General features: G+C 49.7%; 15 protein-coding genes. 10 read left to right on the plus strand and 5 right to left on the minus strand.

Annotated features, from left to right (window positions below; translation table 11 throughout):
- Positions 1-5: 5 nt before the first annotated feature.
- On the plus strand, positions 6-1,346 hold the full coding sequence (locus HRH59_RS02035; RefSeq protein WP_173499605.1) for a PepSY-associated TM helix domain-containing protein: 1,341 nt from the start codon (positions 6-8) through the stop codon (positions 1,344-1,346).
- A gap of 182 nt (positions 1,347-1,528) precedes the next feature.
- On the opposite strand, the gene HRH59_RS02040 is transcribed toward HRH59_RS02035, so the two are convergent.
- The gene (locus HRH59_RS02040; protein ID WP_173499606.1) at positions 1,529-1,777 is read right to left on the minus strand and encodes a type II toxin-antitoxin system YhaV family toxin; all 249 of its coding nucleotides are present in this window, start codon (positions 1,775-1,777) and stop codon (positions 1,529-1,531) included.
- Positions 1,778-1,788: 11 nt separating this feature from the next.
- Here HRH59_RS02040 and HRH59_RS02045 point away from each other — a divergent pair, with 11 nt between their 5' ends.
- From HRH59_RS02045 to HRH59_RS02055, 3 genes are all read left to right on the plus strand, one after another.
- Entirely contained in the window at positions 1,789-2,046 is a 258-nt protein-coding gene (locus HRH59_RS02045; protein WP_173499607.1) for a type II toxin-antitoxin system ParD family antitoxin, read from the plus strand.
- Positions 2,047-2,126: 80 nt separating this feature from the next.
- Complete coding sequence (locus HRH59_RS02050) at positions 2,127-2,816, plus strand: RluA family pseudouridine synthase (protein ID WP_173499608.1); 690 nt, start codon at positions 2,127-2,129, stop codon at positions 2,814-2,816.
- Positions 2,817-2,881: 65 nt separating this feature from the next.
- Entirely contained in the window at positions 2,882-3,106 is a 225-nt protein-coding gene (locus HRH59_RS02055) for a PhzF family phenazine biosynthesis protein (RefSeq protein WP_408015039.1), read from the plus strand.
- A 63-nt stretch (positions 3,107-3,169) separates the two neighbouring features.
- Here the strand turns inward: HRH59_RS02055 and HRH59_RS02060 are convergent, their stop codons facing one another.
- Positions 3,170-3,496 (minus strand): nuclear transport factor 2 family protein, encoded by a 327-nt coding sequence (locus HRH59_RS02060; protein ID WP_173499609.1) that lies wholly within the window; start codon positions 3,494-3,496, stop codon positions 3,170-3,172.
- Positions 3,497-3,589: 93 nt separating this feature from the next.
- Between HRH59_RS02060 and HRH59_RS02065 the strand changes: the two genes are divergently transcribed.
- Together HRH59_RS02065 and HRH59_RS02070 are read left to right on the plus strand one after the other, a co-directional pair.
- On the plus strand, positions 3,590-3,919 hold the full coding sequence (locus HRH59_RS02065) for a winged helix-turn-helix transcriptional regulator (protein WP_173499610.1): 330 nt from the start codon (positions 3,590-3,592) through the stop codon (positions 3,917-3,919).
- A 247-nt stretch (positions 3,920-4,166) separates the two neighbouring features.
- Positions 4,167-6,299 carry a TonB-dependent receptor gene (locus HRH59_RS02070; RefSeq protein ID WP_173499611.1) on the plus strand — a complete coding sequence of 711 codons (2,133 nt, stop codon included), beginning with the start codon at positions 4,167-4,169 and terminating at the stop codon, positions 6,297-6,299.
- Positions 6,300-6,388: 89 nt separating this feature from the next.
- Here HRH59_RS02070 and HRH59_RS02075 read toward each other — a convergent pair whose 3' ends face one another.
- The gene (locus HRH59_RS02075; protein ID WP_173499612.1) at positions 6,389-6,853 is read right to left on the minus strand and encodes a CreA family protein; all 465 of its coding nucleotides are present in this window, start codon (positions 6,851-6,853) and stop codon (positions 6,389-6,391) included.
- A gap of 145 nt (positions 6,854-6,998) precedes the next feature.
- Between HRH59_RS02075 and HRH59_RS02080 the strand changes: the two genes are divergently transcribed.
- Genes HRH59_RS02080 through HRH59_RS02095 form a run of 4 tightly spaced genes read left to right on the plus strand, consistent with a single transcriptional unit; the run spans position 6,999 to position 9,549 of the window.
- Positions 6,999-7,982, plus strand: coding sequence for a DUF4932 domain-containing protein (locus HRH59_RS02080; protein ID WP_173499613.1), 984 nt, complete (start codon positions 6,999-7,001; stop codon positions 7,980-7,982).
- Positions 7,983-8,036: 54 nt separating this feature from the next.
- Complete coding sequence (locus tag HRH59_RS02085; RefSeq protein ID WP_173499614.1) at positions 8,037-8,348, plus strand: cupin domain-containing protein; 312 nt, start codon at positions 8,037-8,039, stop codon at positions 8,346-8,348.
- Between the two features lie 27 nt (positions 8,349-8,375).
- On the plus strand, positions 8,376-8,987 hold the full coding sequence (locus HRH59_RS02090) for a DUF1294 domain-containing protein (RefSeq protein ID WP_173499615.1): 612 nt from the start codon (positions 8,376-8,378) through the stop codon (positions 8,985-8,987).
- A gap of 40 nt (positions 8,988-9,027) precedes the next feature.
- Positions 9,028-9,549, plus strand: coding sequence for a GNAT family N-acetyltransferase (locus HRH59_RS02095; RefSeq protein ID WP_173499616.1), 522 nt, complete (start codon positions 9,028-9,030; stop codon positions 9,547-9,549).
- 100 nt (positions 9,550-9,649) lie between these two features.
- Here the strand turns inward: HRH59_RS02095 and katG are convergent, their stop codons facing one another.
- On the minus strand, positions 9,650-11,905 hold the full coding sequence (gene katG, locus HRH59_RS02100) for a catalase/peroxidase HPI (protein ID WP_173499617.1): 2,256 nt from the start codon (positions 11,903-11,905) through the stop codon (positions 9,650-9,652).
- Positions 11,906-12,040: 135 nt separating this feature from the next.
- Positions 12,041-12,811: a substrate-binding periplasmic protein gene (locus HRH59_RS02105; RefSeq protein ID WP_173499618.1), complete on the minus strand. Its 771-nt coding sequence runs from the start codon at positions 12,809-12,811 to the stop codon at positions 12,041-12,043.
- Positions 12,812-12,961: the final 150 nt, after the last annotated feature.

The following is a 12,961-nucleotide window of genomic DNA, read 5'->3' on the forward strand; positions in this document are numbered from 1 at the left end:
AAAACATGGCAAAAAGCCGCTCCGTTGTCTGGCCGCAGAAAAAGCAATGGCTTGACTGGCACAGCTTGCTGGGCATCACCACTGGCTTAATGATGTTTATCATCTGCTGGAGCGGTACTTTTGCCACGATATCTCTTGAGCTGGACTGGCTGTTAAACAGCGATATCAGATCCAATGCGACCCAGGTTGATAATACGGATTTACTCGCCGCATATCAGGCTGTACAGCGGACATCCCCGGCGGCGCAAATAATACGTATTGATGAACTGGCATCGGCTAATTACAGCTTAAGTGTGTTGTATAAATCAGAGCAAGGGGCGCTAACTCACGCATTTTTTGACCCTCACTCACAGCGACTTAGCGGCACAACATCTTTTCTCACTGTGTCACGCTTTTTCCGTGACTTTCATATGAGCTTGTTTGGTTTCTATGGCATCGGCAAATATCTGGTTTGTATTTTTGCTGTTAGCCTGATGGCTTCGCTAATCTCGATTTTATTTTTTTACAAACCTACGTTAAAACGTTTTTTTGAGTTTCCGGCGACAAGCAGCACCAGAGCGTTCTGGGGCAGTTTACATCGTCTTCTGGGCTTGTGGTCAATTTGGTTTTTGCTGGTTATTGGTATTACCGGCGTGTGGTATTTGTTCGAACAAACCCGTAATGACATATTGGACGGGCGTTTTTCCTACACTGACACTTTTAGCAATGCCGTGTATCAGTTGCCAGAGCCTGCTGCGGGTATGGCTCTATCGCTGCAACAACTTACCTTGGCGGCGCAAAATGCTATGCCTGAGCTGGATATCAAAGAAATTACCCTGAACCGCGGCGGCTACGTTTATTTTGCTGGGCAAACAGACAGCAGTTTATTGGTAAGAAATCGCGCCAACAAAATTTACATCGAGCCTTCAACCGGCAATGCTACTTACGTACAGCGTGCAACTGATTTACCGGCGTACTGGTATTGGTCCAACATGGCAGATCCGCTGCATTTTGGTAACTTTGGCGGCTGGATAACAAAAACGCTGTGGGTCATTTTCGGGCTGCTACTGAGCTTTTTGTCATTAAGCGGCAGCTGGATGTATATAAAACGGCTCGCCGGCCGGCCACAACGTATCAACCGCAAATTGTTAAAAAATACGATTGTCGTTTCGTTGCTTATTGGCGGACTCACGTTAGTGATGGGCGCGCTGCGCATTAATGCGATGCTTCCTGTTGTCAATGGACAGCGTATTATTGAGATACCCATGCCGGTCGCAACCTTCCTGCTACTATGGACGTTAATCACCGGCATTATTTGCCTCGTTTGGGGGCGTTGGCTACTACGCGCCAGTTTACCGACAAATTAACTGCTGCCACAGTGCCTACTATGTTATTGTTGCTTTCTGGGTGCGGCGCCGGGGCAGGTCTTGATTTTTGCCACTTAAAAACACGAGTAACAAAACCTACGCCTTATGGCCAGGCAAGTTGTGCTTAAAGCTGACTGAGTTTTCTCTGGTAGAGTAGGGCAAAGGCATCGCGGGGTAACTTTCTAAAGCGTAAGTTTCGCGCCTCTGGCTGCTGTTAGCAGCGAATCCCAATCATCCGGCGGATTGCCTAACTTAAGCATCTTTGCGAACACTTTGTAAGCATCGGTTGTACCGGCAAATGCCCGCTTATTGTCTTCATCATTCACCCAGGCATAAACGATAATTTTTGCTTCACCAATAAATCCACTGATGATGGTCCCAGCTTGTAATGAGACAGCTATCAGACGAAGATTGCTGTTAATGTTTACCATTGGAGGCCATTATGCATGTATCCCTGACGCCAGAATTAGAGTCTCGCATTAAAGCTAAAGTTGACAGCGGCTTACACAACAATGCCGGCGAAGTTATCCGCGAAGCACTGCGTTTTATGGATACCCACGAAGACTGGATCCTTGAAGTTAAAGTGGCCCGCCTGCGTGAGCAACTAAAAGCAGGCGCCGATCAATTGGACTGTGGCGAAGGTATCGCAATTGAATCAAAGGCGACACTGGATACACTGTTTGACGATATAACACGCTAAACTCTTGTCTTTGCGCAGACTTGTTGTTGCGGGTGCTGCTAATATGCACTCGAAAACTGCTTAACCTTACCGGGAACCTTTTGGACATTATTGATAACTTTATCGCACCGCCCTGTAAAGACCTCGTGCAGGTTTTATATCAGGATGAAGCCATCTTATTGATAAATAAGCCTTCAGGCCTGCTGAGTTTATCCGGTAAAAACCCGCTTAACCGCGATTCGGTGCACTTTCGTTTAGTGAATGGCCAGCCAGGGCTAAGCCCGGCATTTGCAGAGGCTAAATTACCGCACCGGTTAGACTTTGGTACCTCGGGTATTATGTTGGTTGCGCTGACGAAGCAGGCGACGGCGCAGCTTAATAAACAGTTTCAGGATGGCACCGTGCAAAAGCGCTATACCGCTATGTTGGAAGGCTGGGTTAGTGCTGACGAAGGGCTGATAACAGCGCCTGTTGCTAAAGATAAAAACCAGTTTCCGCTGGTGAAAATTTGCTATAGCAGCGGTAAAGCGGCGAGCAGTCAGTTCAAAGTGTTGGAGCGGTTAAGCGAACCAAAGCGCAGCCTGGTGCAGTTTACCCCGCTTAGCGGACGCACCCATCAGCTGCGCATTCATAGCCTGAGCATTGGCCACCCGATCCTGGGGTGTGATTTGTACCACAGTGCCACCAGCCAACAATTGGCGAGGCGGTTATTGCTGCATGCCAGCGATATCTATTTTCAGCATCCGCTAACCGGCGAACCATGCCACGGCCACTGTGCCAGCCCTTTTTAATACCGGTAGTAATATGATGTGGTAGTGACTGCCGGGGCAGTACCATCACAAATGAGTATGACTTTATCTCACGCTATTTTTGGCCCGCTAACGGCGGCGATGAAGACCCGGTAACGGGGTCCATTCATGCCGGCCTTACGCCTTACCGGGCGAAACAACTGGCTAAATCTGAGTTGCTGGCGTACCAGGCATCACAGCGCGGCGGCATGTTATATTGCCGCCTTGCGAATGATCGGGTGTTGGTGTCAGGCTTTGCGGTGCTGTATTTAAAAGGCACCGTTTATATTTAGTGGCGCAACTTTAGCATGTGCAGTGCGTTAAGCCGTTGGCACTGTGCCGCCGTCAATATCGTATTAAGCAATCTTAAGTGATTGAATTTTTCCGTCTTGCAGCAAAAAGGTATAACTTAGCTCAATGGGGCTGCCGGGGAAATTGCCGCTGACTTCTGCAGTGACGATTTCATGCTGTTGCTGCGTGGTTGCACTAAGGGGTTTGGCGCTAAAAGCGTATTTCTGCCGGGTGTCACAAAACCAGGCTGCTATCGCTGTGTGCCCTTGATAGGTGCCGCCTTCATCCAATACCACCGCATTGGCGTTAAAGCAGTGTTTCAGCCTTACAGGGTCTGTACCGTTGCTGATTTCAAAGTAGTTTTTAATGGGGTCAGCTAATTGAATGTTCATTGAGATGTCTCCTGCTGCATTGTTGCCTGGCAGGAAGTTTCTGCTTAGACTGAGCAACAATCAAGAACGCACAAAAAAGTAAGTGACGTACTTATGCGAAAGATTTATACGCCCTCTACTGCAGCGGCTGATACGCTCGAAGCAATTAAATTGCTGGAGGGAAGCTGGAAGCTGATCATTTTGTATCATTTGTTTGATGGCAAAGTGCAGCGCTATTCTGATTTTGAAAAACTGATCCCGGGGATCTCGCAAAAGATGCTGGCTCAGCAATTAAGAAAGCTGGAAGCGGATGGTATGGTAAGCCGCGAGGTGTATCCGCAGGTGCCACCCAAAGTAGAATACCGGCTGACAGCGTGGGGGCAGGCGTTATGCCCGGCTTTGGATGCGCTGTTGCACTGGGTAGAGCAAAAAGAGCAGCTTTGATGGCAAATAACAGCTTGCCCGCGACAAGCTCCACAGTGGCGGGGTTAAGCTAAGCCTGGCGCGGTTTACTACTATTGTGTTTGTGCGACACCATAGGCTTTTGTTTCCCTCAGCATATTTGATTTACTCCTTTTATTAGTCGTCAGTGGCTACACAGTGGTAAGTGCAAATGATAATGATTGTTAATTGTCTTTTATGCTGTTTATAATGTGCCCGATTTTAACATTCACCTAATTTGGAAGTTGTTATGTCTGGTAGTTATAAGATGACGCATTTGGCGGTTTTGTTGGCGCTAAACCCTATAGTGGCACAAGCAAACAGCAGCACGGAAGCGCAGAACATTGAGCGGATCACCGTTACCGGTAGCCGTATAGTAGAAAGTCTGGATGAAGTTCCGGCCAGCATTACCCTGATAGATCAGCAAACCATTAATGAAAACCTGCAGGTGAGCTCTGAACTGCAAAATCTGCTGGCAGTTGCGGTGCCGGGTATGGCGCCAGGCACCGGCAGTACCAGTAACTTTGGCCAGACACTGCGTGGCCGCAATGTGTTGGTGATGATAGATGGCGTGCCGCAGGATACGCCTTTGCGTAACGGCGGCCTGGGTATCCGTACTTTAGATCCGGCCAGCATTGAGCGTATTGAAGTTGTCAATGGCGCTACGTCTATCTGGGGTAATGGCGCAGCGGGGGGCGTGATTAACTACATCACGAAAAAGCCGGGCGACGGTGCGGCTAATGTTGTGCTGTCGCAATCAATCCGTAGCAGTCTGGTAAAAGCTGAAGACAGTATCGGTTATCGCAGCGTACTGTCGGTTAACGGAAACGCCGGCAAGCTGGGCTATGTGGCTAAGTTATCGCAGGAGAAATACGGCGTACAACGCGATGCTGACGGCGATATTCCAGGCCTGCAATATGGCTTATCGGACAGCCGTCAGCGTGATGCCTTTGTTAAATTGGCCTACCAGCTTGATGACGAGCAGTCGCTGCAGTTCAGTTACAATTATTACGACTCGGATCAGGATGCAAAGTACCGCGATGTTGCCGGCAATATTGATTTGGGTGAGAAAACCTATGCTGTGCCGCTGGCGGCTGGTGAAGTTGCACAGGGAGCGCCGCAAGGGCCTGAAGGTAATTATAATCTGATGCTGAAGTATCAGCATAATGAGGTGTTTAGCAACACCGACCTGGTCGTGGATGCTTACCGGCAGAAAATCGACAACGTGTTTTTCTGGTCAGCAACGCTGGCGAACCCGGAGCAGGGTTTTGACGGTGGCCAATCGGCCATCTTATCGGAAAAAGACGGCTTGCGCGCCGTACTGACCAGCGCCGCGACTTTAGGTCAGGTTGATGCCACTTTCATCTATGGTGTTGATGTGCTGCAGGATGTCACATCGCAGCCATTGTTAGATGGCCGCATCTGGGTACCGGAAATGGATATGGGCTCTTTGGGTTTATTTGTGCAAAGCAAGTGGGCGCTGGGCGATGACTGGACGCTGAAAGCCGGTGCGCGACGTGAATCAATCAGCGTGAAGGTGGCCGATTATGACACCTTAAGGTTGTGCCGCAATGCGCAAACCTGTTCAACACCGATGGCTGTCATTGGCGGCAAAATAGATTACGACGCTACCACTTACAACCTTGGCTTACGTTATCGCTGGTCTGATGCGTTCTCGCCTTTTATCAGTTACTCCGAAGGGTTTGAAGTGCCGGACCTGGGGCTACTACTGCGTACCGCAACGGTAAATGATATCAGTTTGGTCCAAAGCGAAGCTTCAGTAGTGAAAAACTATGAAGCCGGCTTTAGCAGTCAACTTGATGCGTTATATCTTAATGTTGCGATTTACCGCAGTGAGTCAGAGTTAGGTACCGGTAGCCAACTTGATAGCGCCACAGGTATTTACCGGCCGGTGCGCTCACCACAAAAAATTTGGGGTTATGAAGCATCCGCTGAGTATCGTCTGTCAGATGCCTGGCAATTTAGTGCGGCTTACGGCCACGCGGAAGGTAAAGATACCGAAAACGACGTTTACCTGGGCGCGCGGCAAATTAGTGCGCCAAAACTGACCAGCTCTGTGCGCTACCGGCCAGGTGCTGATTTAAGTGTCAGCCTGTACTGGCTACACGTGTTTAACCGCGACCGCTTTAGTCCTAACGCAGATGGTTTTTATAGCGGTGATCAGGGCCCGGTCAACAGTTACGACGTGCTGAACTTGTCAGCAAACTATCAGTTGAATAAGTGGCAGTTATTCGCCGGTATTGAAAATCTGCTGAACGAGGATTACTTTCCGGCCCGTTCGCAGTCGTTCCGCTACGGCACTGGTTACAGCGTTAAAGGATTAGGTGCGACGTTAAATATGGGCGTTAGTTACAGGTTTTAAGAGTAACAGATAACATCACAAGCTTAAGCCACGTGATGTTATCTGCTCATTTAACGCTGAAAGACGGTACTTGCCCAAGGCTTTGTTTGTTAATTTGGCACCTTCACTACACCATAAGCTTCCGTTCCCCACAGCGGCACAGTAGATAAGCTGTGCTTAAAGCTACCGGAAGTTTCTTTGGTGGAGTAAGACAGATACATCAGGGTTTGGTTTTGTGCATCAAAAATACGGCGTATTTTCATGCTTTTAAAGAAAATGCTTTTTGATTTAGTGAACAGCACCTCGCCGTTTTTGCTTTTGTCTATTTGGGCTATCATCGCAGCGCTGATAGGGCCGGTTTGGCGACAGGCGATAGAGCTGTCTGACGGATCAGACAAGTTCAGATTGGCTTCGATACTGGAGACATGACAGGTCACGCCGGTTACCACCGGGTCGACAATGGCATCGAGCTTAATATCCTTGGTGGTAAACACACCCAGCGATACATCACCCACTTCATTTTTGTCACAAGCTGCCAGCGTTAGCAGCAGTAATACAGCGTAAATAGCGCGCATAGCGGGGCTCCTTTGGTTAAGTCTGTCCATACTGGCACCTTTTCAGCCAGCAAAGAAGCAAAACCACAGCAAAGCAGGCTTTATTTTTTATTGTGAGTTGTTTATTGTTTTGCTTTGGACTAGGCAAATTTTTAGGCGAACTTTCTTGAAGATAATCAGTGTAATAGTATTTTTACTTAGCTTCCCGGTATTTTCCGGCCAAGCTTGTCACAGTGGTGATAGCGGCCAAAGCGATAGCAGATTAGATTTACTGTTCGCGCTGCAGTTACAAACCGGATATTTTCTGAATAACAACTTAGATATACCTGTCAAAGAACAGTACAAGGCAGTGCAATTCGATGCTGAAACACTGACAAGCTTTCGTATATTAACTAAGAATGGATTTAGATTCAGTACTTTGCCAGCATACTTTCTGTCGTTAGATTGTCAGTTCAGGCAAAGCAGCGCTGCTCCTGCTACAGAAATAAGACTACCTGCTGATAAAGAGCAGCTGTTTGCTGATTTTGTCTCGTCTTTAAACAACGAACTTAGCAATGGGCTCATCAGCCAGTTGCAGACTCTATCCGATGGCTTTGACATCGATCATGCGTTGCATAGGTCAATCATCAAACAAACCAAAGACGCATTAAAACATAGTTTTACTATGTTCCCACAGGACATCAGTATTATCTTTCACCCGTTGCTGCACGATGGCGGGTTCTTCTTCAAAGTCGGCGGCAATAGTCATTCGTTAATTGGTCCAACGTCTAATCGGGGTAATGCCGTCGATTTTGGTCCCAAAGGGCGGATCACGGAAATTGTCGCGCATGAGCTGTCGCATGGCTTTATCGACCAGGTCGTGTACTCGTCGGATGTAAAAGCGTGCCAGGCCTTCACAAGCGAAACATTCAAAAAGAATATGCAGAAAAATGGCTATGCTGAAGTCAACACTATCATCACGGAGCATATGGTTAGGGCAATAGTGTGGAATGTGCTCGAACAGCTGGCGCCTGCTTACAAAGCTCAGGTTGTGAAAAAAGAGCAAGATATGGGGTTTCAGGATTTACCGACCCTGGCCAATAAATTTGCCCAGCTAACGGATGTAAATGCGATGTTCGACCAGACAAAACAGCTGTTTAATTGTCAATAAGGTTATGGCAAAGGGTAGATAAGATTCGTTTATCAGCACCGTTAAAGGTAAGTAATGAAAATAATCCGCAGTAAAGATTTTACCGCCAGCCGTGCCTGGGGGGCGCTGGATATTGCCAGTATGAACGGCATTACTACCCGGCTGCACTGGACTAATCAGCCGTACAAGTGGCATATCAATGACGGTGAAGAAGTATTTGTAGTACTGAATGGTGCCGTGGATATGCATTACCGTGAAGGTGGGGTGGAGCAGGTTAGCCGGTTAGAAGCGGGGGATATTTTTTACGCCGCTATCGGCTGCGAGCATGTTGCCCACCCGGTAGGTGAAGCGCGGATTTTAGTGGTGGAAACAGCCGGCAGTGTGTAGTGCATTTATCTGTTTAAGGGAATAACAATGCGGTTAAAAGGCAAAATAGAGCAATGGGATGATGCCAAAGGCTTTGGTTTTATTGTGCCGGCGCTACGCGGTGAGCGGGTATTTGTGCATGCCAACGCGCTGCAAAACCGCCGGCGCCGCCCGCTTGGCGGCGATGTGGTAACCTACTCGGTAACTAAAGATAATAACGGCCGCCGGCAGGCCCACAGCGTTACTTTTGCCGGTGAAAAATTAAAGCTAAAAGCAGCGAAGCAGACATCTGCCTGGCCGCTGCGTTTGGTGCTGCTGTTTTTTATCCTCCTGGGCGCGGCGTGCTACGCCGGTAAGCTGCCGCTGTATGTTGTAGCCGGGTATGCCGTGGCCAGCCTGATAACCTACCTGTGCTATGCGTGGGATAAACGCAAAGCGCAAAAAGGCCACTGGCGTACGCCGGAGTCTACCCTGCATCTGCTGGCATTATCGGGCGGCTGGCCGGGGGCCTGGCTGGCGCAAAGCCGCTTGCGGCATAAATCGAAAAAACGCAGTTTCCGGCTGATGTTTTGCGTTACAGTGCTGCTAAATATAGCGGCATTAGTTTGGTTGATATCGCCGTTGCGATTAACGGCAACAGCGTTAATCGCGGCCGCTTAATTTGTTATAGTGCGCCTTTTGTTGGTGGCAGAAAACCGTTATGAACCTTAGTTATCGTTTAATCAGCCAGGCTGATTTGCCTGCTGTTGTGGCGTTGCAAGACTGCTGCTACAGCGATGCCTTATATGAAAGCCCGGCACTGTTAAGCCAGCGCTTGCAAGCGGCGGCTAACAGTTGCTGGTTGGCAGAAAGCAGCGCCGGTGAGCTGCTGGCGTATTTATTCAGTTATCCGTCCATAAACGGCTATGTTACGCCGCTGGCGTCGGCTTTTGCGCCGGCTGCCGCACCAGAGCTGCTGTATTTACACGATATGGCGGTAAACCCGGCCGCGCGCGGTTTGGGGCTGGCCAGCCGGTTACTGGCAAAGGCAAAGCAGCATGCGTTAAGCCTGGGGCTGACAAAACTGGCGCTGGTGGCGGTGCAGGGCTCGGTGCCGTATTGGCAACGCCATGGTTTTGCTGTGGTTAACCAATTGTCGGATAGCGCGATAACTGCGCTGGCCGGTTATCATGGCGAGCAGGCGTGTTATATGCAATTAACTCAGATCACACAGGAAACCTGACGCGGCTGTCGCAACAGAGTAAGCCGACCCAGGCTGTTGCCGTAAGTAAAAAAGCGCTGCACCTTGTCAGGTAGCAGCGCTTTGGTTTGCGGGGCCGGGGTTAACGGTCCAGGTTCATTACCTTGGTCCAGGCTTTGATAAAGTCGTCAACAAACTTTTTCTTTGACGTATCAAAAGCATACACTTCAGCTACGGCGCGCAGTTCAGAGTTTGAGCCGAAAACCAAATCAACAGAAGTGGCAGTCCATTTTTTGTTGCCTGATGCACGGTCAAAACCTTCGTATACGCCGTCGGTCGCTGATTTCTTCCACACTGTGGACATATCCAGCAGGTTAACGAAGAAATCGTTATTCAGCGTACCTGGCTTAGCGGTGAACACACCGTGTTTCGCGCCCTGATAGTTGGCATCCAGTGCGCGTAAACCGCCTACCAGCACGGTCATTTCCGGTACGCTCAGGTCCAGTTGGTCAGCTTTATCTACCAGCATCTCTGTCGGCGATTTGTAGCTTGCTGCCGCGTCGAAGTAGTTTCTGAAACCGTCAGCCGTCAGCTCAAGCAGGCTGAACGCATTAACGTCTGTCATGTCCTGAGTGGCATCACCGCGGCCCGGGGTAAAGGGCACTGTTACCGTATAACCGGCGTCTTTGGCTGCTTTTTCAATTGCCGCCGCACCACCAAGCACAATTAAATCGGCCAGTGATACTTTTCTTCTGCTGTTGTTAAAATCAGCCTGAATAGCGCTTAAGGCTTTAACTACCTTAGCGGTTTCGACCGGGTTGTTAACCGCCCAGTCTTTTTGCGGCGCTAACGCAATACGGGCACCGTTGGCACCGCCACGCATATCGGTGTCACGGTAGCTGGCAGCTGAGCCCCAGGCAACACGCACTAACTCAGGAACGCTAAGTCCGGATTGCAAAATTTTTGCTTTCAGGGCTTTAACATCACCGGCTTTAATGGTGGATTGGGTTTTCTCGTCGATAGGATCTTGCCAAATCAACACGTCTTTAGGTACTTCTTTACCCAAAAAGTTACGTGGTGGCCCCATATCGCGGTGGGTCAGCTTGTACCAGGCTTTGGCAAAGGCTAAGCGGTATTCTTCCGGGTCTGCCAGGAAGCGCTCGGCGATTTTGCGATATTCCGGGTCAAACTTCAGTGCTAAGTCGGCTGTTGTCATCACCGGCGCATTAAACTTGCCTTTAACATGAGCATCCGGTACGATTTTATGCAGTGATTCATCGGTTGGGATCCACTGAATGGCACCGGCAGGGCTGCGGGTTTGTTTCCATTCAAAGTTAAGCAGGTTGCTTAAATACAAGGATGTCCATTGGGTTGGCGCTTGAGTCCAGGCGCCTTCTAAACCGCTGGTAACGGTATCTTCTGAGTGGCCTTTACCGCATTTGTTTTTCCAGCCCAGGCCTTGCTCTTCAATACCGGCTGCAGCAGGTTCTGCGCCGACGCAATCTGCCGGTTTGTGTGCACCGTGCATTTTACCGAAGGTATGGCCACCGGCAATTAACGCCAGGGTTTCTTCATCGTTCATGGCCATACGCTCAAAGGCAACACGGATATTTTTCGCCGAGCCCATTGGGTCCGGTACGCCTTTGGGCCCTTCAGGGTTGACGTAAATCAGCCCCATGTGGGTGGCGCCCAGCGGGCGTTGCAGCTTACCGTTGTTATCTTCACGATCGCTGGCCAGCATTTCAACTTCCGGCCCCCAGTACACCATATCCGGTTCCCAGTCGTCAGCACGGCCACCGGCAAAGCCGTAGGTTTTAAAGCCCATGTTCTCCAGTGCGACATTGCCGGCCAGTACCATTAGATCTGACCATGACAGCGCTTCGCCATATTGTTGTTTTACCGGCCACAACAGGCGGCGGGCTTTATCCAGGCTGGCGTTGTCGGGCCAACTGTTCAGTGGCTCAAACCGTTGCTGACCGCCACCTGCACCGCCGCGGCCGTCCAGGGTACGGTAAGTACCGGCGCTGTGCCAGGTCATACGGATAAAGAACGGGCCATAGTTACCAAAGTCGGCCGGCCACCAGTCTTGTGATTGGGTTAACAGCGCGTTGATATCCTGCTTTACCTTGTCCAGGTCCAGCTTGTTAAACGCGGCGGCATAATTGAAATCGGGACCGTAAGGGTTCGAGCGGGCATCGTGATCGCGCAGTGCCGACAGATTAAGTTGGTCCGGCCACCAAAATTGATTAGTTCTTACGGCACCTTGCTGAGTACTACCCTGGCCTGAAGCGCCGGCTGGCTTGGTCATGGTTTTATCACTGGCAAAGGCGGCACCGGATACCAGCAACATGCTTATCATGCCGGCCAGCGCCCTGGTTTTAAAAGTTTGTCTATTCATTGTCAGCTTCCTTTTAGTTAACGTTTTGTTGTTATCTGCGGCGCTGATGCGGTGATGCATCAGGCACTTAACTAAATAACCGCAACAAGAGTATAGTAAGAAGCTGATTGATTGATGTGAATTAAAGCGATGGTGTTAATCGGTAAACTCGATGACTCTGTCGCCCATGATGCGTTTGGTTGTGCCATCTTCACTCATAGCGGCAAGACTGTGCCGGATAGCTTGCGCAAGCTGAGGGCATTGGCAGCGTTTAGCCAGGCCAATATACACCGGCTGCGGTTCAACAATATTTACCGGGAAACTAACGGCCCTTATTTGGCTGGCAAGCTCCGGGTGCTGTTGCAGCACAGCAGCGACTTGGGTGGGGGGCAGTAATGCCGCCGTTACCCGTTGTTTGGCAACCACTTCAAGCGCTGAATATACTGAATTAACCCGTATAACTTGTGCCGCCGGCATGGCATCAACAATGTGTTTTACTTTAGGGTGGAAACCGTAGTTGCGTATCGCCGCCAGCGTCATGGTAGACAATGCCGCCACCTGGTCCAGACGGCGGTTATCGCTGGCAGATAAATACACTTTGTCCGGCTGACGTGCACCATAAGGCAGATAGTCAATTTCCGGCCTGCCGTCGCCGCTTTTAATGATGTTGATCACCAGATCACTGTTGCCGTCGCTTAGCTCTTTCAGGCAGCGAACCGGCGGCGTGGCTTTACTGATCAACAGCTCAAATCCGGCACGGTGTGCCACTTCCTGCATAAAATCAACTGATACTCCCTGTGCTTGTTTGGCCTTGTTATCAAAATTAACATTGCCGGGAAACTCCCAGGCACACCAGCGTAGTTGCTGTTTGGCATGTAACGGATAAACGCTAAACAGGCAAAGTAATAAGGCAGACAATTTCAGCATCGTTTCAGCACCCCGGTTGAGCATGGCGTAATCAGTCTACGGTGAAAAGTACGCGTTAACCAGTCTGTATTGTGTCTGATGCTACGGCAACAAAGAAAATGTAGTGTATTGTTAGAATGTGGAAAAATTAAGCTGTTTTGCCGCTAAACT

This window comes from Rheinheimera lutimaris, from assembly GCF_013283795.1.
In the GTDB taxonomy this organism is placed as follows: Bacteria; Pseudomonadota; Gammaproteobacteria; order Enterobacterales; family Alteromonadaceae; genus Alishewanella; species Alishewanella lutimaris.